This is a genomic window from Arthrobacter antioxidans (assembly GCF_023100725.1).
In the GTDB taxonomy this organism is placed as follows: Bacteria; Actinomycetota; Actinomycetes; order Actinomycetales; family Micrococcaceae; genus Arthrobacter_D; species Arthrobacter_D antioxidans.
Map to the genome: position 1 here is coordinate 1928967 of NZ_CP095501.1, position 19004 is coordinate 1947970.

Below are 19004 nucleotides of genomic sequence, written 5' to 3' on the forward strand. Positions count from 1 at the left end.
CGCTTCCCACCTCCCGATCCATCCGCCTCATTCATGCCGGCCCCGCCGGCCCACGCCGAAGGACCACCCATGAGCACCACCCCCACACCCGCACAATCCGCCGGACCGCACGGCGCGGCAGCCCGCCGCGGTCCGTTCCGCGCCGGCGAGCGCGTGCAGCTCACCGACGAGAAGGGCCGGATGAACACCATCACCCTCACGCCCGGCGGCGCGTTCCACACCCACAAGGGCTTCCTCCAGCACGACGCGCTCATCGGCGCCGTCGAGGGCACCATCCTCGAGAACACCACCGGTCAGCTGTACCAGGCCCTGCGGCCCCTCCTGTCGGACTTCGTGCTGTCCATGCCGCGCGGCGCGGCTGTCGTCTACCCGAAGGACGCCGGGCAGATCGTCACGATGGCCGACATCTATCCGGGCGCGCGCGTCGTGGAGGCCGGCGTGGGTTCCGGAGCGCTGTCCATCTCGCTGCTGCGGGCCGTGGGCGACAGCGGCTACCTCCACTCCTTCGAGCGCCGCGAGGAGTTCGCGGACATCGCCCGCGGCAACGTCGAGACGATCTTCGGCGGGCCCCATCCGGCCTGGCAGATCACCCTGGGCGACTTCCAGGAGCAGGTCCTCGCCCAGGAGTCGCCCGGATCCGTGGACCGCGTGGTCCTGGACATGCTGGCACCCTGGGAGTGCCTTGACGCCGTCGCCACCGTCCTGGCGCCCGGCGGCGTGTGGATCAGCTACGTGGCCACGGTCACCCAGCTCTCCCGGACCGCCGAGGCCATCCGCGCGGACGGCCGCTTCACCGAGCCCGAGGCTTGGGAGTCCATGGTGCGCGGCTGGCACCTCGAGGGCCTCGCCGTGCGCCCCGACCACCGCATGGTCGCCCACACCGGTTTCCTGCTCACCACCCGCCGCCTGGCCGAGGGTGCCATCGGCTTCACCCCGAAGCGCCGACCCTCCAAGACCGGGTTCAGCGAAGAGGACCTCAACGCCTGGACGCCGCAGGCCGTGGGGGAGCGGGACGTCTCCGACAAGCGGCTGCGCCGCGTCGCCCGTGATGCGGCGTCCACCATCCAGCGCGGCGCCCTGCCCGCCGAGGAGGCCCAGGCCCGCCGCGACGCGATCGCCGACGGCGGCACCGTCGAGTAGGCCTCCCGCGACAGGAAGAGGTTGACGGCCGTCATGCGTTAACTCGTCGCAGCAACAGTGCGCATAGCGGACAGAGCTCTGCGCTAAGGTCGAAAGACAGCCGAAGGTCGAACCGAAGGTGGCGAACCGAAATGCCGGAATCCGATGACCACGCTCCAGCCGCCGGATCGCACGAGCCGGCTTCCCCGCTCGTCGACAACTCCGCCGCGCAACGCCAGCTGAACGTGCTGCGGGACAAGCTGCGCCACATCGACCGCCAGCTGGGGTCGGCCACCCAGAACAACGGGAAGCTCGTCGCCGCCCTCGAAGCGGCGCGCACCGAGATCGTCCGGCTGAAGGCCGCCCTCGAGAAGGAGGGCGCGGCCCCCTTCAGCTTCGCCACCGTGATGCAGGTGAACCCGAAGCGCCCGTCCGAGCCGGGCACGACCACCGAGGCCACGGTGCAGGACACAGCGGACATCCTGCAGTCGGGCCGCAAACTGCGGGTCACCGTCAGCCCGCTCATCAACGTGCGCCAGCTCGCTCCCGGCCAGGAAGTGCTGCTCAACGAGTCCCTGACCATCGTCGCGGCGCTCGGCTTCGAACGCGCCGGGGAGATCGTCACGGTCAAGGAGCTCATGGGCACCGACCGCGCACTCGTGGTGGGGCGCACGGACGACGAACGCGTCATCAAGCTCAGTGGGCCCCTGCGGGCCGAGAGGATCCGCGTGGGCGACGCCCTCGCCGTCGACACGAAGTCCGGCTACGGACTGGAGAAGGTACCGCGCAGCGAGGTGGAGAACCTCGTGCTCGAGGAGGTCCCCGACATCGCGTACGGCGACATCGGCGGGCTGGGCCCGCAGATCGAACAGATCCGCGACGCCGTCGAGCTTCCCTTCCTGCACCCCGACCTGTATCGCGAGCACGGGCTCAAGCCACCCAAGGGCATCCTCCTGTACGGGCCGCCGGGCTGCGGCAAGACCCTGATCGCGAAGGCGGTCGCCAACTCGCTGGCCGCCCGCGCCGCCGAACGCGCCGGCGTCGAGCAGATCCGCAGCTACTTCCTGAACATCAAGGGCCCCGAGCTGCTGGACAAGTACGTGGGCGAGACCGAGCGCCACATCCGGCTCATTTTCGCCCGCGCACGGGAGAAGGCCTCGGACGGCAGCCCCGTCGTCGTGTTCTTCGACGAGATGGACTCCCTGTTCCGCACCCGCGGAACCGGGGTGTCCTCCGACGTCGAGACGACGATCGTGCCGCAGCTGCTCAGTGAGATCGACGGTGTCGAGAAGCTCGAGAACGTGATCGTCATCGGCGCCTCCAACCGCGAGGACATGATCGACCCCGCCATCCTGCGGCCGGGGCGGCTGGATGTGAAGATCAAGATCCAGAGGCCCGACGCCGAGGGCGCCGCCGAGATCTTCGCGAAGTACATCACGGCGGACCTGCCGCTGCACGCGGACGACCTCGCCGAGAACGGCGACGACCCGCAGACCACCATCGCCGAGATGATCCGGCGGACGGTCGAACAGATGTACTCGACGGACAAGTCCAACGAGTACCTCGAGGTGACCTACGCCAACGGCGACACCGAGATGCTGTACTTCAAGGACTTCAACTCCGGCGCGGTCATCCAGAACGTCGTGGACCGTGCGAAGAAGTACGCCATCAAGGACCTCCTCCTCGACGGGAGCAAGGGCCTGCGCATCGAGCACCTGATGCGCGCCGTGGTGGACGAGTTCCGCGAGCACGAGGACATGCCCAACACCACGAACCCCGACGACTGGGCTCGCATCTCCGGTAAGAAGGGCGAGCGCATCACGTACATCCGCACCATCGTGCAGGGCAAGGCCGGCCAGGAACCGGGCAAGTCGATCGAGACGACGGCGAACACGGGCCAGTATCTGTGATCGTCACGGGTGGACGGCGGACGACGCGGCCGGGGGACCTGCCGGCCATCGGTGACGGGATCTCCGTCCACCGTGTCATGGGGACGGAGACCGAGTACGGCATCATCGCTCCCGCCCTGCCGTCGGCGAATCCCACCCTGCTGTCCTCGCAGGTGGTCAACGCCTACGCCGCTACCCTGCGCGACGGGCTCGGCAACCTCGCGGGCACCCGCTGGGACTACACGGACGAGACTCCGCTGACCGACGCGCGCGGTTTCAGGATGGACCGCGGCAGCGCCCATCCGAGCCAGCTGACGGACGAGCCCGTGGAGCTCACCGCCGAGCAGATCGCGCTCGAGCGCGGGGAGCCCGCGGAGGCCGCCGTGCTCATGAACCTCGTGCTTAACAACGGCGCCCGGCTCTACGTGGACCACGCCCATCCGGAGTACTCCTCGCCCGAGGTCACCAACCCCCTCGACGCCGTGCTCTGGGACCGCGCCGGGGATCACGTGGCCGTCGCGGCGATGGACCGCATCAGGACCACGCCGGGCTTCTCGCCCGTGATCCTCTACAAGAACAACACGGACAACAAGAGCGTCTCCTACGGCTCCCACGAGAACTACCTCGTCCCCCGGAGCGTGCCCTTCTCCAAGCTGGCTGAGGCACTCATCCCGTTCTTCGTCTCGCGCCAGGTCATCTGCGGCGCCGGGCGCGTGGGCCTCGGCCCCCTGAACCAGGAGCCCGGCTTCCAGATCAGTCAACGGGCCGACTTCTTCGAGAACGAGATCGGCCTCGAGACGACCGTGCGGCGCCCCATCATCAACACGCGGGACGAGCCCCATGCCGTCGCGGAGAAGTACCGGCGGCTGCACGTCATCATCGGTGACGCCAACCTGAGCGAGGTGTCGAACTACCTGAAGCTGGGCACCACCGCCCTCGTCCTCTCCCTCATCGAGCAGGGCCTGGCGCCGGTGCCCGAGCTCGAGGATCCGGTCGAGGCGCTGCGTGCCATCAGCCACGACCCCTCGCTGACGGTGGAGGTCGGGCTGAAGGACGGGCGGAGCCTGACCGGGCTCCAGCTGCAGGAACTCTACTGCGCCGCGGTCCTGGCCGCGCTCCCGGCGGACGCAGACCGGCAGACGCTCGACGTCGTCGAGCGCTGGCAGTCGCTGCTGGTGACCCTGCGGCGCGATCCGATGGAGGCCGCCCGCGAGGTCGACTGGGTCGCGAAGCTGAAGGTCCTGGAGGCGTACCGGACACGGGACGGCCTGGCGTGGACGGATTCCCGGCTCGCGCTCATCGACCTGCAATACGCCGACCTGCGGCCCGAGAAGGGCATCTACCAGCGGCTGGCCCGCAGGGGCGACGTCGAGCTGCTCGTCGATCCCGCCGACGTCGCGCGGGCGGCCGTCGAGCCGCCCCGGGACACGCGCGCCTACTTCCGTGGGCGGTGCATCGCCGAGTATCCCGCCGAGGTGGTGGGCGCGAGCTGGGACTCGCTGATCTTCGAACTCCCGGGGCAGCGGAGGCTGCAACGTGTCCAGACCCGCGAACCGCTGCGGGGCACGGAGGCGCTCACCGGGGCGTTGTTCGATGCAGCCACGGACGCCGAGGATTTCCTCGCCCGATTGTTGAGCGGCCCGGATCGACGCGTGGCACCATAGGAGCCTGACCTCCGAATTGATCACGACGACGGAAAGGGTGGATACCGTGGCGACACAGGACCGCAGGAACACGGGCGGCTCGTCCTCAGCGGAGGAGGAGGAACTCCCGGATCCCGCCCCCGCGACCCCCGCGGCCGCGCAGGACTCCGGCCAGACCCAGGGCGTCGACGACCTGCTCGACGAGATCGACGGCGTCCTCGAGTCCAATGCGGAGGAATTCGTCCGCGGCTTCGTGCAGAAGGGCGGCCAGTAGCGGATGCTTCCGGATGATGCCGCGGCAGCGGTCCCACGGGCCGCCTCGACGTCCTTTGCCGACTACCTGGGCGCGCACCATCCGGGAATGCTGCCGTCGAACCGGACGCTCGGTCCGGTCACGGCGACCTCCGACGCCTCCCATCTCGCACCGCACGCGACGACGATCGTGTCGCTCACGTTCCCGGGCGGGGTGCTCATGGCCGGGGATCGCCGGGCCACGATGGGCAATGTGATCGCCAGCCGCCACATCGAGAAGGTGTTCCCCGCGGACCACTCGTCGGTGCTCGGGATCGCCGGCAGCGCCGGCATCGGCGTGGATCTGGCGCGGCTCTTCCAGGTGGAGCTGGAGCACTACGAGAAGATCGAAGCGACCATGATGAGCCTGGACGGCAAGGCCAACCGCCTCGCCGCGATGGTCCGGCAGAACCTGCCGATGGCCATGCAGGGCCTCGCCGTCGTGCCGCTCTTCGCCGGCTTCGACACGGACCGGCATCTCGGGCGCCTCTTCTCGTTCGACGTCACGGGAGGCCGCTACGAGGAGCACGAACACCACTCCGTCGGATCCGGCTCGGTCTTCGCCCGTGGAGCCCTGAAGAAACTGTGGAATCCGCGCCTCGACGAGGCGTCCGCCGTCCGCGTGGCGGTCGAGGCCCTCTACGACGCGGCCGACGACGACTCCGCGACCGGCGGACCGGACACCGTGCGCGGCCTGTGGCCCGTGGTCTACGTCGTGGACGCCGCCGGCACGCGGCGCGTCCCGGAGCGTGACCTCGAAGCCGTGGCGCACACCATCATCGACGCCCGTTCCTCCGCGGGCCGGGAGGCATAGGCCATGACCCAGCAGTTCTACGTCTCGCCCGAGCAGCTGATGAAGGACCGCGCCGATTTCGCGCGCAAGGGCATCTCGCGCGGCCGATCGGTGGTGGTGATCAGCTGCCGGGACGGCATCGCCCTCGTCGCCCAGAACCCCTCGCCCTCCCTCCACAAGCTCGGCGAGATCTACGACCGCATCGCCTTCGCGGCGGTCGGCAAGTACAACGAGTTCGAGAGCCTCCGCCAGGCCGGGGTCCGCTACGCCGACGTCCGCGGGTACTCCTACGCGCGCGAGGACGTCACGGCGCGCGGCCTCGCCAGCGTCTATGCGCAGAGCCTGGGCGCCGTGTTCACGGCCGAGAGCAAGCCCTTCGAGGTGGAGCTCGTGGTCGCCGAGGTGGGCCGCTCCCAGGACACCGACCACCTCTACCGGCTCACCTTCGACGGCTCCATCGCCGACGAGGCCGGCTTCGTGGTCATGGGCGGTGCGGCCGACGCCGTCGTCGGAGCCCTCCGCGGCACCTGGTCCGCGGACGTAGGCCTGACCGACGGCGTCCGGGCCGCCGCCCGGGCCCTCGCGAGCGCCGCACCCCCCGCTGCCGACGGCGACCGGCCGGGGGCTCCCGCCCTCGACCCGTCCGTCCTCGAGGTCGCGTTCCTCGAACGCGACCCGGACACCCTGCGTGGCAGCCACCGCGCGTTCCGCCGGATCGGCGGACCCGAACTCGAGACCATGCTCCAGGGCGGACAGGACAGCTGATGGACCGGCGTATCTTCGGGGTCGAGACCGAGTTCGGCATCTCCTACTCAGGGCCCAATTCCCGCCCGCTGTCCCCCGAGGAGGTGGCCCGCTACCTCTTCCGCAAGGTCGTCAGCTGGGGCAGGTCCTCGAACGTCTTCCTGACGAACGGGTCCCGGCTCTACCTGGACGTCGGCTCCCACCCCGAATACGCGACGGCGGAGTGCGACGACCTCGCCCAGCTCGTCGCCCACGACCGCGCCGGAGAGCTGATCCTGGAGGACCTCGTCTCCGAGGCGCAGCGGAAGCTGGCGCAGGAGGGCTACGACGGGCGGATCTACCTCTTCAAGAACAACACGGACTCCGCGGGCAACTCCTACGGCAGCCACGAGAACTACCTGATCCCTCGCAAGCTCGAGTTCGCCCGGCTCGCCGACATCCTCATCCCGTTCCTCGTGACGCGGCAGCTGCTCGTCGGGGCCGGCAAGGTCCTGAAGACCCAGACCGGGTCCATCTACGCCTTCTCCCAGCGGGCGGACCACTTGTGGGAAGGGATCTCCTCCGCCACGACCCGCTCCCGGCCCATCATCAACACCAGGGACGAGCCGCACGCCGACGCCGAGCACTACCGCCGGCTGCACGTCATCGCCGGCGATTCCAACATGTCCGAGACCACCACGCTGCTCAAGATCGGCTCCGTGGACCTGCTGCTGCGCATGGTCGAGGCGGGTGAGCTCATGCGCGACTACCGCCTGGAGAACCCGATCCGCAGCATCCGCGAGATCTCCCACGACCTCACGGGCGGGCAGCTCCTCAAACTGGCGAACGGCCGCCACATGACCGCGCTCGAGATGCAGCGGGAGTATCTCGCGAAGGCGACGGCGTTCGTCCAGCAGCACGGCGCGCACAACCAGCACGTGCCTGCCATCCTGGACCTGTGGGAGCGGGTCCTCGACGCGGTGGAGACGGGGAACACCGCGCACATCGACCGGGAGGTCGACTGGGCGATCAAGAAGAAGCTGATCGACCGGTACCTGGCACGATCCGGCGAGGACCTCGATTCGGCGAAGGCGGCCCAGCTCGACCTCACCTATCACGACATCTCCCGCACGCGCGGCCTGTTCTTCCTCCTCCAGGCCAGGGGGGAGGCCGCCCGCGTGATCGAGGAGACGGCGGTGAAGGAGGCGGTGGACGTGCCGCCCCAGACCACCCGGGCGCGGCTCCGCGGCGAGTTCGTGCGGCGCGCCAAGGAGGCGAACCGCGACTACACGGTCGACTGGGTCCACCTCAAACTCAACGACAGGGCGCAGCAGACCATCCTCTGCAAGGACCCCTTCGCCTCCGTCGACGAGCGGGTCGAGGCACTCCTGCAGCAGTTGTGACGGCGACGGCGGCGGCCCGCAGCCCTGCCGCAGCCCTGCCCGTCACCCTCCTGACAGGGTGCTGACAGGGCGCTGACAGGGTGCTGACGCGGAGTTGGCAGGAGATTCACAGGAGCAAGCGCACCCCTGATGCCGTTAGGCTGGTCGGGGCCCATCGTTCCACGGGCACCCTGGACCGGACACCGAACCGAAAGTAGCTTCGTGCGAAAAGTACTCACAACCTCCCTTGCGCTCACGCTGGTCCTGTCAGCCTGTGGCGGGCCCACGACGGACGACCTGACGGGGGACTCGTCGGGGGATTCGTCCGGGACATCGGCCGGCGCCGCCGAGGTCTTCGACACCGTCACCGTCAGCGGAGGCTCCGACGAGGAGGCGCCGACCGTCGAGTTCGAAGCCCCGCTGGAGATCACCGGCGTGGCCGCGAAGACCCTGGAGGACGGCGACGGCGACGAGGTCGAGGCCGGGGAGCAGATCCGCTACCACCTCGTCTCGCTGAACGCCGAGGACGGCGAGGCGCTCGGGGACACCTACAGCCAGGGCGACCCTCAGGTCCTCCCGGTCGACGACATGCTGAAGGAACAGGACGCCGAGCTCTACGAGGTCCTGACCGGTTCGAAGGTCGGCGCGCAGGTCGGGTACACGCGTCCCGCACCGGAAGCCGCGGAGGGCCAGCAGGCCACCCCGGAGCAGCTGATCGTCCTGAAGGTCATCTCGGCCGAGCAGCCCCCGCCCGAGCCCGAGGTACTCTCGCCCGAGGAGGTCGAGAAGCTCGACGAGGAGGGCAAGCTGCCCACGTTCACCTTCGGGGAGGACGGCGCGCCCGCGGTCACCATCCCCGAGAACGAGCCCTCCGAGGACCTCGTCGTGAAGGTCCTCAAGGAGGGCACGGGCGAGGAGGTCGCCGAGTCGGACACCATTACCGCCAAGTACAGCGGATGGCGCTGGGAGGACGGCGAGCAGTTCGACTCCAGCTACGAGCGCGGCGAGCCCGCCGAATTCCCGCTGAACCAGGTCATCACGGGCTGGACCAAGGGCCTCGCCGGCCAGAAGGTCGGTTCCCAGGTGCTCCTGGTCATCCCCGAGCCGTGGGCCTACCCCAACGCGAGCGAGGGCCAGCCCTCCGGTACCCTCGTGTTCTTCGTCGAGATCACCGGCAAGACCGCCGCCGAGTAGCGACGGCCCGCCCAGCACCCACCCACCGCACCCAAGGAGTATCCATGTCATTCGGACACCGCGAATTCGACCGGCAGAAGCCGGAGATCGACTTCCCCGCCCACGACGTCCCCACCGACCTCGTCATCGAGGACATCATCACGGGCACCGGCGACGAGGCGAAGCCGGGCAACACCGTCTCCACCCACTACGTGGGTGTCGCCTTCTCCACGGGCGAGGAATTCGACGCCTCCTGGAACCGGGGCACCCCGCTCGACTTCAAGGTCGGCGTCGGCCAGGTCATCCAGGGCTGGGACCAGGGACTCCTCGGCATGAAGGTCGGCGGCCGCCGACGTCTCGAGATCCCGTCCCACCTCGCCTATGGCGCGAGCGGCGCGGGCTCGGCGATCGGCCCCAACGAGGCACTGATCTTCGTCGTCGACCTCCTCGGGGTCCGCTAGCACCACCCCGGCAACCGCGGATCCGCGGCCGCCCCGGGCACCACCACACGGAAGGGACGTACGTCGACCACGGTCGGTGTGCGTCCCTTCCGCCGCTCCCGTGAAGGTAGGGTTTCACCGTGTCCGCAAAACGTACCGAACGCCTCCTCACCCTCGTGATCATGCTCCTGTCGAGCCGCCGCGGGTTCACGAAGGAGGAACTGTTCGAGGAGATCGACCTGTACCGCGAGGCGACGTCGGTCGCGGCACGTGAGAAGCTCTTCGACCGCGACAAGGCCGCCTTGCGCGAGCAGGGCATCCCGCTGGAGGCCTTCAGCGAGGACGCCCTGTTCGACAACGACAACACCGTGCAGCGGTACCGGATCAGCGCCGAGGACTACCGGCTCGGCGGCGTGACCTTCCTTCCCGAGGAGTACGCGGTCCTCAACCTCGCCGCCGGGGTCTGGGACCAGGGCTCTCTCGACTCCGCGGCGTCCACGGCCCTGCGGAAGCTCAGCTCCCGCAGCATCGGCGGCGGCGTCGAACTCACGCCGCTCATCCAGCCGCGCATCACCACGGATGCGCCCTACTGGGACACTGTGTGGCAGGCCCTGACCTCCCGCACCCCGCTCCGGTTCCCGTACCGGGCCGCGAGCACGGGCCGTGAGGAGACCCGCACGGTGCATCCCTGGGGCATGGGCGCGCGCTTCGGCCACTGGTACGTGGTCGGCTTCGACACCACGCGCAAGGCCGAACGGTTCTTCCGCCTCTCGCGGATGACCGGCGAGCCCGTCATCCTGCAGGGGACGTTCGAGGTCCCGCCGTCCTTCGACATGAACCAGACGCTCTCCTCGCTGTCCCGCAGCGAGCCCGACCGGACCGCCGTCATCGCGGCGCGTCCCGGCTCCTGCCAGGTGTTGCGCGTCCGCAAGGACACCGAGATGGTGCAGGCGGGGGAGGAGTGGGACGTCCTCCGGGTGCCGTACGCGGCATCGAGCCCCATGGCCGCGACCATCGCGGGGCTGGGCGTCAATGCGAGGGTCGAGGAGCCGCAGGAGCTGGCCGCCGAGGTTGTCCGGCTCCTCGACGGCGCCCACCGGGCGGCCCTCGCCGCGCCCGAGCACCTCGAGATCACCGGCAGCGCCCGCCCCGCACCCCGGCGCAAGTCCTCCTCCCAGGATCACCTGCTGCGCCTGCTCGACCTCGTCCCGTACCTCCTGGCGAACCCGGGGGCCGAGGTGGCGGAGACGGCACGCAGGTTCGACGTGACCGAGAGCCAGCTCACCAAGGACCTCGACCTGCTGTTCGTCAGCGGGCCGCGCCACTACCCGGACGGGCTGATGGACGTGAACATCGAGGACGACCGCATCTACCTCACCAACGCGCGCGACCTCGCGGAGCCCGTGAAGCTCAGCATGGACGAGGCGTGCTCCCTGATCGTGGGGCTGCAGGCCCTCCGGGAGCTTCCCGGCATGAGGAACAACGAGGCGATCGTCAGCGCCCAGACCAAGCTGACCGCCGCGACCGGCGACGCGGCGCGTATCGGGACCGCCCTGGCGACCAAGCTCACGGAGGACGACGTCGACCCGACGCTCGAGGTGCTGCAGGCCGCCCTGCACTCGAACGTGCGCGTGGACGTGGACTACTTCGTGCCCACGCGCGACGAGATCACGCACCGCCTCCTCGAACCGGTCCGCATCTTCCTGCACCAGGACACGTGGTACCTGGAGGCCTGGAGCGTGGACTCCGACGGACTGAGGAACTTCCGGTTGGACCGCATCCAGCGGGCAACCCTGACGGAGCAGCCCGCCACCGCGGATTTGGACAAGGAGTTCCTCGCCCGCGACCGGCGGAGCGTCGCGCCCTACCGGTCCGGGGATGCCGATCTCGCCGTCACGCTCCTGCTCGAACCGCGGGCCCGCTGGATCGCGGCCCAGTACAACGCCGACGCCGTGCAGGAGCTCGGCGAGGACCGCCTGGCCGCCCGCCTCAAGGTGGCGTCCAGCACCTGGATCCCGGGCCTCGTCGCGGGCCTCGGAGGATCGGCGGCGGTCATCGCTCCGGCGGAACTGCGCCAGGAGACCCTCCGCTGGCTCGAAGCAGCCCGCGCGCACCAGGCACTGGCCTAGACTGGGATTATGTTCTGGTGGATGTGGATCGTGCTGTGGGTTGCGCTGGTGGCGGTCAGCGTCATCTTCCTCGCCGTCGTCGGCTTCCGCGTCTTCCGCCGCGGAATGCGAACACTCGGTGAATTCGGGGAGGCCATGGACCGTCTCCAGGTCGACGCACCCCCTGCCGACGCCGTCGACGAGGGCACGGGAGCAGCCCGCCCGGGAGCGCCCGGCATCCCCGTCCCGGCCGTCTTCTCAGCCCCCGAGGCGGTCCGCGCCGCCCGGGACCTGGCCAGGACCCGCCGCATCGACGACCGGCGCGCGCGCCGCGTCGCCAAGCGGGCCGAACGCGAACAGCCGCAGCTGCTGCACGACATGCCCCACCTGTGAACTAAACTCGAGGGCGAACCAACGAGAGGAATTGGGCATGAAGCTCGAAGGCTGGCATATCGTCATCATCATCGTTCTTGCGATCGTCCTGTTCGGTGCGCCGAAGCTGCCCGGGCTGGCCCGGAGTGTGGGACAGTCGCTGCGGATCTTCAAGTCCGAGGTGAAGCAGATGAAGGACGAGAACAACACGGGTGAGGCCGGGACGGATCCCGTGGAGGGCCGGGTGGTGAACACCCCGGCACCGCAGGCGTACACCCCCACCTACCAGGCGCCTGCCCAGCACCCCGTCCCGCCGCAGGGTCCGGCGCAGCCCCACGCCGGCGCCCCGTCCGCAACCCCGTCGCCGGAGGCCCGGGTTCCCGGTGCCGACGGTCACGGTCATGCGGGTCCGTCGCAGCAGAGCGGTAGCCCGCACCCCGGTCAGTAGGCAGGATCTTCTTTCGTGTCACCCGCATCGGCGCGCAAGCGCGGCAGGAAGGCCAACCCCGAGGGGCGGATGGCCCTGAAGGAGCACCTGCGCGAGGCCCGTAACCGGCTGTTCAAGTCCGCGATCGCGGTGATCGCCGCGACGGTGCTGGGTTTCTTCGTGTACGAGCCGGTGCTGCGCGCCCTGGCCGCCCCGATCATCGCGATCAACGGGCAGGAGGGTCGCACGGCGTCGCTGAACTTCGACAGTGCGGCGTCCCCGTTCGACCTGCTCATCCAGGTCTCGGTGTTCCTGGGCCTGGTGCTCTCGAGCCCGGTGTGGCTGTACCAGTTGTGGGCGTTCATCACCCCGGGGCTGAAGACCAAGGAGCGGCGGATCGCGCTGGCGTTCATCGCCGTCGCGTTCCCGTTGTTCCTGGCCGGGATCGGGTTGGCGTGGATGATCCTGCCCAACGCGGTGCGGGTGCTGACCGAGTTCACGCCGGAGGACTTCTCCAACTACATCAGCGTCTCGGTGTATTTCGCGTTTGTGCTGCGGCTGATGCTGGCCTTCGGGATCGCGTTCCTGCTGCCGGTGGTCCTGGTGGGCCTGAACATGGTGGGTCTGGTCTCGGGCCGGCAGGTCCTGAAGGCCTGGCGTATCACCGTGTTCCTGGTGTGCCTGTTCGCGGCCATGGCGGCGCCGGGCGGGGACGCGCTGAGCATGTTCTATCTCGCGGTACCCCTGCTGCTGCTGTTCTTCGTCGCGATCGGGCTGTGCCTGCTCAACGACAAGCGCCGGGCCCGCCGCGCCGCGGCCCGCGAGGCCGCCGTCGACGCCACCGCGGACACCGCCACACCCCTGGACGCCCTCTGACCCGAGGCACGCCGGAAGGCCCTCCCGCAAGGGTGGTCCGTGCCCGGGTGCGCTGCGGTGGCACCGCGTGCCCGTCTCCCGCGGAACGTCTAGGGTGGAATGATGAACACCCCCGCGGAGAGATACGCAGCTGCAAGGGCCCGCACGGACCACTCCCGGACGCAGCTGTTCCATTTCGAGCAGACCCTCGATTTCGAGCTCGATCCGTTCCAGCGGGAAGCCTGCACCGCACTCGAGGGGGGCAGGGGGGTGCTCGTCGCGGCGCCCACCGGGGCCGGCAAGACGGTCGTCGGCGAGTTCGCGGTCTTCATGGCGCTGCAGCACGGTCTCAAGGCCTTCTACACCACGCCCATCAAGGCGCTCAGCAACCAGAAGTACTCTGAGCTCGCTGCCGTGCACGGCAGCGAGCGCGTAGGTCTGCTGACCGGGGACACGAGCATCAACGGTGACGCCGACGTGATCGTGATGACCACCGAGGTGCTGCGCAACATGCTCTATGCCAACTCGGACTCCCTCGACGGCCTCGGGTACGTGGTGATGGACGAGGTGCACTACCTGGCCGACCGGTTCCGTGGCGCCGTGTGGGAGGAAGTGATCATCCACCTGCCCACCGAGGTGAAGCTGGTGTCCCTCAGTGCCACGGTGTCCAACGCGGAGGAGTTCGGCGCATGGCTGGACACCGTGCGGGGGGACACCGACGTCGTCGTGTCGGAGCACCGGCCCGTGCCCCTCTGGCAGCACGTGATGGTGGGCCACGACCTGATGGATCTGTTCGCCGGCGACGTCGCGTTCGACGAGGCGGCGCCCGCCGGGGCGGAAGCCGGCGCCCGCGACCAGTACGACGTGAACCCCGAACTGCTCGAGCTGGCCAGCAGCGAGATCCGGATGAACCAGCGGGCGGGCTGGGGCGCCGGCGGCCGGCGCGGCAAGCAGCGCAACGGCCGCGGCGGACCGCCCCCGACGACGCTGGTCCGTCGTGCCACGCGGCCGCAGGTGATCGCGGCCCTCGACCGCTCGGACCTGCTCCCGGCCATCACGTTCATCTTCTCGAGGGCCGGCTGCGAGGCCGCCGTCACTCAATGCCTGCACGCCGGGCTGTGGCTCACCACGGAGGACGAGCGTGACGAGATCAGCGAGACGGTGGACGCCGCCACGATGGACATCCCCCGGGACGACCTCGAGATCCTCGGATTCTGGACCTGGCGCGAAGGCCTCATCCGCGGGTTCACCGCCCACCATGCCGGGATGCTGCCCACGTTCAAGGAGATCGTCGAGAAGCTGTTCGCCGCGGGCCTGGTGAAGGCCGTGTTCGCCACCGAGACCCTCGCCCTCGGCGTGAACATGCCTGCCCGCACCGTGGTGCTGGAGAAGCTGGACAAGTTCAACGGTGAGGCCCACGTGAACGTGACGGCAGGGGAGTACACGCAGCTCACGGGCCGGGCCGGACGGCGCGGGATCGACGTCGAGGGCCACGCCGTCGTGCTGTGGCAGCCCGGCACGGATCCGGGAGCGGTGGCGGGCCTCGCCTCCCGCCGCACCTACCCGCTGAACTCGAGCTTCCGCCCCACCTACAACATGAGTATCAACCTCATGGCCCAGTTCGGGCAGGAACGGTCCCGAGAGATCCTCGAGACCTCCTTCGCGCAGTTCCAGGCGGACCGCTCCGTGGTGGGGCTGGCGAAGCAGGTGCGCAGTCGTGAGGACTCCCTCAAGGGCTACGAGAAGTCCATGACGTGCCACCTCGGGGACTTCCGCGAGTACGCGAACCTGCGACGCGAACTGTCCGACCTCGAATCCCGGGCCTCCCGGGACCGGTCGCGGACGCTGCGATCGGCGGCCGAGTCCTCCCTCGAGTCCCTGCGCCCCGGCGACGTGATCGACGTGCCCGGCGGGCGGAGCCAGGGGTTCGCCGTGGTGCTGGACGGCGACACGTCGAGGGAACCACGGCCCACGGTCCTCACGCTCGAGACGCAGATCCGCCGCGTCGGCGTGCAGGACCTGGACGGTCCCGTGGAGGTGCTCTCCCGCATCCGCATCCCGAAGCACTTCAGCGCGCGCAGCCCGAAGGACCGCCGCGACCTCACCTCGTCCCTCCGGAATGCGCTGCAGGAGAACCGGCCACCGCGCCAGGGTTCCGACCGGGTCTCCGCCGGGTACTCGGCGTCCGCAGCCGCGGAGGAACGCGCGATCACGGAACTCCGTCGGCGCCTCCGTGCGCACCCCTGCCACGGCTGCAGCGAACGCGAGCAGCACGCGCGCTGGGCCGAACGCTGGGGGAAGCTGCGCCGTGAGACGGACAGGATCGCCGGCCAGATCCGGGGCCGCACGAACACGATCGCCAAGACCTTCGACCGCGTCTCGGAGGTCCTCGGGCACTACGGCTACCTCGAATACACCGACGACGGCGTCGTCGTCAGTGCCTCCGGCCAGAAGCTCCGGCGGATCTACGGGGAGAAGGACCTCCTGATCGCGCTCTGCATCGAGGAGGGGGCGTTCGGCGACCTCGATGCCGCCGAACTCGCCGCGGTCATCACGGTGCTCGTGTACCAGGCAAAGCGGGAGGAGCGGGGACTGCGCCCGGTCATGCCGAGCGTGGCGCTGGAGGGGTCCGTCGAGACGATCATCCGCCGGTGGTCGCAGCTCAACGACGTCGAGGAGCAGCATCGGCTCCCTGTCACCGGAGAACCGGAGCTCTCGCTCGTGTGGCCGATGTTCAAGTGGGCGCAGGGCCGGTCCCTGCAGGCCGCCCTGAGCGGGACCGACCTCGCGGCCGGTGACTTCGTGCGCTGGTCCAAGCAGGTCATCGACCTCCTCGACCAGCTCGCGAAGGTGCCGGACCTGCCCGGGAACCTGCAGCAGACGTGCAAGCGCGCGATCGCCCTGGTCCGTCGGGGCGTGGTGGCATACTCGAACATCAGCGAGTAAGTCCCCGCCGTCGGACCCGCCCTCCACAGAAAGCCACCCAGCACCGCCATGCCAACTCCTGAGCGCCCCATGCCCGTCCTGTACCGCAACGGGTCCGTCTACAGCCCCGCCGACCCCTTCGCCACCGCCATGCTCGTGGACGGCGGGACGGTGGCGTGGGTCGGCACCGAGCACGCCGCCGCGAACCTCACCGGCCCGGGGGTCCGGACCGTGGACCTCGACGGCGCGCTCATCGCCCCCGGGTTCGTCGACGCCCACACGCACACCACGGAGACGGGCATCGCCCTCGGGTCGATCGACCTCACGGGGTGCCGTTCCCTGCAGGAGCTGCTCGACGCAGTGTCCGCTGCGGCGTCCTCCGGTGCTTCCACGATCCTCGGATTCGGCTGGGACGAGTCCCAGTGGCCGGAGAAGCGGGTGCCGACCGCCGGGGAGCTCGACCGCGCCGGCAACGGCGCCCTCGTCTACCTCGTGCGTGCCGACATCCATTCCGCCGCCGTCTCCGGCGCGCTGGCGGCCGGCCTCGGCCTGGCGGGCACGGACGGCTGGGACGACGGCTTCGTGGTCCGGGATGCCCATGAAGCAGCCCGCCGGGCCACCCGGAGCCTGTCGGCGGACCAGCGGCGCACCTACCAGCAGGCGGCACTGCTCCACGCCGCCTCCCGCGGCTACGTCGGACTGACGGAGATGGCCGCCCCGCACATCGCGCCCCTCGAGGACCTGGAGACTCTGCTCTCGATCGACGGCCCGGCACGGGAGCTGCCCCTGCCCGAGGTCATCCCCTACTGGGCGCAGCTGACGTCCTCACGGCAGGAGGTGCGCGAACTCATGCTGGGCTTCGGCGGACGCCTCGCCGGTCTCGCCGGGGATCTCAACGTCGACGGCTCGATCGGATCCCGCACCGCGGCGCTCCGCGAGCCGTACAGCGACGCGCCGGACAGCCGGGGCACGCTCTACCTGGGCGCGGACGACGTCGCCGGCCACCTGCTCGCCGCGACGGCCGAGACGGTGCAGGCCGGCTTCCATGTCATCGGCGACGCCGGGCTCGACGTCGTCCTGCAGGGTATCGAGCGGACCGCGCGGGAGCTGGGTGTGGAGGAGGTCCGCCGCGCCCGCCACCGCCTGGAACACGTGGAACTCGCCGACGACGCCGCGATCGCCGCGCTGGTGCACTACGGCGTGGCCGTCAGCGGCCAGCCCGCCTTCGATGCCCTCTGGGGCGCCGAGGACGGACTGTACGCCCAGCGACTGGGGGAGCGGCGCACCGGCATGAACCGCTTCGCCTCCCTCCTGTCCGCCGGCGTGCTCGTGGCGCTGGGCTCCGACAGCCCGGTCACGCCGCTCGACCCGTGGGCGTCGGTGCGGGCCTGCCTCCGCCACAGCACCTCCTCGGAGAACATCTCGGCGCGTGCCGCGTTCATCGCCCACACGCGCGCGAGCTGGCGGCTCGCCGGCCGCAGCCCCATGATGGGACAGCTCGCGCCGGGGACGCCCGCGTCCTTCGCGGTCTGGAAGGTCGACGAACTGATGGTGCAGACCCCGGACAACCGGGTGCAGTCCTGGAGCACAGACCCCCGCGCGGGCACCCCGCTCCTGCCGGCGCTCGATACCGAGAACGCTCCGGAATGTCTGGAGACCGTGCACGACGGGCGCCGCCTGTATGCGGCGGAGGGCTTCGCAGGCGCCTGACGCCCAGCCCGGCGCCTCACATCCGTCACCGAAAGCCAACAGCCCCCTGACCTGCACCGAAACACGTTTCCGCAGGTCAGAGGGTTGTTGACACGTCCTCCACAGCACGTAAGCTCTTGAGAACGGGTTAGAGGAACTCCTGCGGGAGGGAACCTGGCCGGTCTCCGCAAAGCGCAACGCATCGGCCTCTGTTCTGGCGCGCGTTGCCCATCCCGTCGGAGCCGGCATTCAAAGGGCAGGTCCACACGCCAGTAGAAAACGGTGGCCGCATTCGTGCGGGCACCGGTACGAAGGCGCGGGGACCTGCCCGACTGCTCTGCCCGACGGCCCGGCGGCGCCCGTCGCCTATACTTGCAGACTGGCTCCGCATCCGGAGCAGTTCCTGCGCGATGCGCATCCCGATGGAAAGGCCCCACCTGCGTGCGAGTCGTCACGATCATTCCCACCTACAACGAGATCGAGTCGCTGCCGGTGACGCTGGCCCGCCTGCGCGCCGCCGTCCCGGCCTCGGACGTGCTCATCGTGGACGACAACAGCCCGGACGGCACGGGTGACCTCGCCGACCGCGCGGCCGCGGCCGACGACCAGGTGCACGTGCTGCACCGGAAGGGCAAGGAGGGCCTCGGCGCGGCCTACATCGCCGGGTTCCGCTGGGGCCTGGAGCGGGACTACGACGTCCTCGTCGAGATGGACGCCGACGGCTCCCACAAGCCCGAGCAGCTGCAGGGCCTCCTCGACGCGGTGCACCGCGCCGACCTCGTGATCGGCAGCCGCTGGGTCCGCGGCGGGAGCGTCGTCAACTGGCCCCTGCACCGGAAGCTCCTCTCGCGCGGCGGCAGCACCTACTCGCGGCTCATGCTGGGCCTGCCCGTCCGTGACATCACCGCCGGATTCCGCGCCTTCCGCCGCTCCACGCTGGAGGCACTGGACCTCTCGGCGGTGGACTCCGTGGGCTACGGATTCCAGGTCGACATGACCTTCAGGGTCGCCCGCCTGGGCCTGACCATCGTCGAGGTGCCGATCACCTTCGTGGAGCGGGAGCTCGGGGACTCGAAGATGAGCGGGAACATCGTCTTCGAGGCCATTGCCAATGTGACCCGGTGGGGGCTCGGGGCGCGCTGGGCCAAGCTCAGCGGCCGGGCCTGAGACCGGAC

General features: G+C 69.9%; 16 protein-coding genes. All 16 read left to right on the forward strand.

What is annotated here, in order from left to right; translation table 11 throughout:
• The first annotated feature begins 69 nt into the window (after positions 1-69).
• The 16 genes from MWM45_RS08825 to MWM45_RS08900 all read left to right on the forward strand — a co-directional run bounded on the left by MWM45_RS08825 (position 70) and on the right by MWM45_RS08900 (position 18996).
• Positions 70-1140 carry a tRNA (adenine-N1)-methyltransferase gene (locus MWM45_RS08825; protein ID WP_247826137.1) on the forward strand — a complete coding sequence of 357 codons (1071 nt, stop codon included), beginning with the start codon at positions 70-72 and terminating at the stop codon, positions 1138-1140.
• A 131-nt stretch (positions 1141-1271) separates the two neighbouring features.
• Positions 1272-3029: a proteasome ATPase gene (gene arc, locus MWM45_RS08830; RefSeq protein WP_043445361.1), complete on the forward strand. Its 1758-nt coding sequence runs from the start codon at positions 1272-1274 to the stop codon at positions 3027-3029.
• A 77-nt stretch (positions 3030-3106) separates the two neighbouring features.
• Positions 3107-4672, forward strand: coding sequence for a depupylase/deamidase Dop (gene dop / locus MWM45_RS08835; RefSeq protein WP_247829186.1), 1566 nt, complete (start codon positions 3107-3109; stop codon positions 4670-4672).
• A gap of 46 nt (positions 4673-4718) precedes the next feature.
• Positions 4719-4925 (forward strand): ubiquitin-like protein Pup, encoded by a 207-nt coding sequence (locus tag MWM45_RS08840; RefSeq protein WP_247826138.1) that lies wholly within the window; start codon positions 4719-4721, stop codon positions 4923-4925.
• A gap of 3 nt (positions 4926-4928) precedes the next feature.
• Positions 4929-5756 carry a proteasome subunit beta gene (gene prcB / locus MWM45_RS08845; protein ID WP_247826139.1) on the forward strand — a complete coding sequence of 276 codons (828 nt, stop codon included), beginning with the start codon at positions 4929-4931 and terminating at the stop codon, positions 5754-5756.
• A 3-nt stretch (positions 5757-5759) separates the two neighbouring features.
• Positions 5760-6500, forward strand: coding sequence for a proteasome subunit alpha (prcA, locus tag MWM45_RS08850; protein ID WP_247826140.1), 741 nt, complete (start codon positions 5760-5762; stop codon positions 6498-6500).
• Positions 6500-7861, forward strand: coding sequence for a Pup--protein ligase (gene pafA, locus MWM45_RS08855; protein ID WP_247826141.1), 1362 nt, complete (start codon positions 6500-6502; stop codon positions 7859-7861). Before prcA ends, pafA begins: the two co-directional genes overlap by 1 nt.
• Positions 7862-8062: 201 nt before the next feature.
• On the forward strand, positions 8063-9034 hold the full coding sequence (locus tag MWM45_RS08860; RefSeq protein WP_247826142.1) for an FKBP-type peptidyl-prolyl cis-trans isomerase: 972 nt from the start codon (positions 8063-8065) through the stop codon (positions 9032-9034).
• Between the two features lie 44 nt (positions 9035-9078).
• Positions 9079-9474 carry an FKBP-type peptidyl-prolyl cis-trans isomerase gene (locus tag MWM45_RS08865; protein WP_043445366.1) on the forward strand — a complete coding sequence of 132 codons (396 nt, stop codon included), beginning with the start codon at positions 9079-9081 and terminating at the stop codon, positions 9472-9474.
• A gap of 119 nt (positions 9475-9593) precedes the next feature.
• On the forward strand, positions 9594-11582 hold the full coding sequence (locus MWM45_RS08870) for a helix-turn-helix transcriptional regulator (protein WP_247826143.1): 1989 nt from the start codon (positions 9594-9596) through the stop codon (positions 11580-11582).
• Between the two features lie 9 nt (positions 11583-11591).
• Positions 11592-11954 carry a hypothetical protein gene (locus MWM45_RS08875; RefSeq protein ID WP_043445368.1) on the forward strand — a complete coding sequence of 121 codons (363 nt, stop codon included), beginning with the start codon at positions 11592-11594 and terminating at the stop codon, positions 11952-11954.
• A gap of 37 nt (positions 11955-11991) precedes the next feature.
• Entirely contained in the window at positions 11992-12381 is a 390-nt protein-coding gene (tatA, locus tag MWM45_RS17660; RefSeq protein WP_269076541.1) for a Sec-independent protein translocase subunit TatA, read from the forward strand.
• 69 nt (positions 12382-12450) lie between these two features.
• Entirely contained in the window at positions 12451-13236 is a 786-nt protein-coding gene (gene tatC, locus MWM45_RS08885) for a twin-arginine translocase subunit TatC (RefSeq protein ID WP_043446500.1), read from the forward strand.
• Positions 13237-13338: 102 nt separating this feature from the next.
• On the forward strand, positions 13339-16161 hold the full coding sequence (locus MWM45_RS08890) for a DEAD/DEAH box helicase (RefSeq protein ID WP_247829187.1): 2823 nt from the start codon (positions 13339-13341) through the stop codon (positions 16159-16161).
• Between the two features lie 48 nt (positions 16162-16209).
• Positions 16210-17850, forward strand: a complete 1641-nt coding sequence (locus MWM45_RS08895) for an amidohydrolase (RefSeq protein ID WP_247826144.1) — start codon at positions 16210-16212, stop codon at positions 17848-17850.
• A 420-nt stretch (positions 17851-18270) separates the two neighbouring features.
• A complete protein-coding gene (locus MWM45_RS08900; protein WP_043445373.1) occupies positions 18271-18996 on the forward strand; it encodes a polyprenol monophosphomannose synthase in 726 nt (241 codons plus the stop codon).
• Positions 18997-19004: the final 8 nt, after the last annotated feature.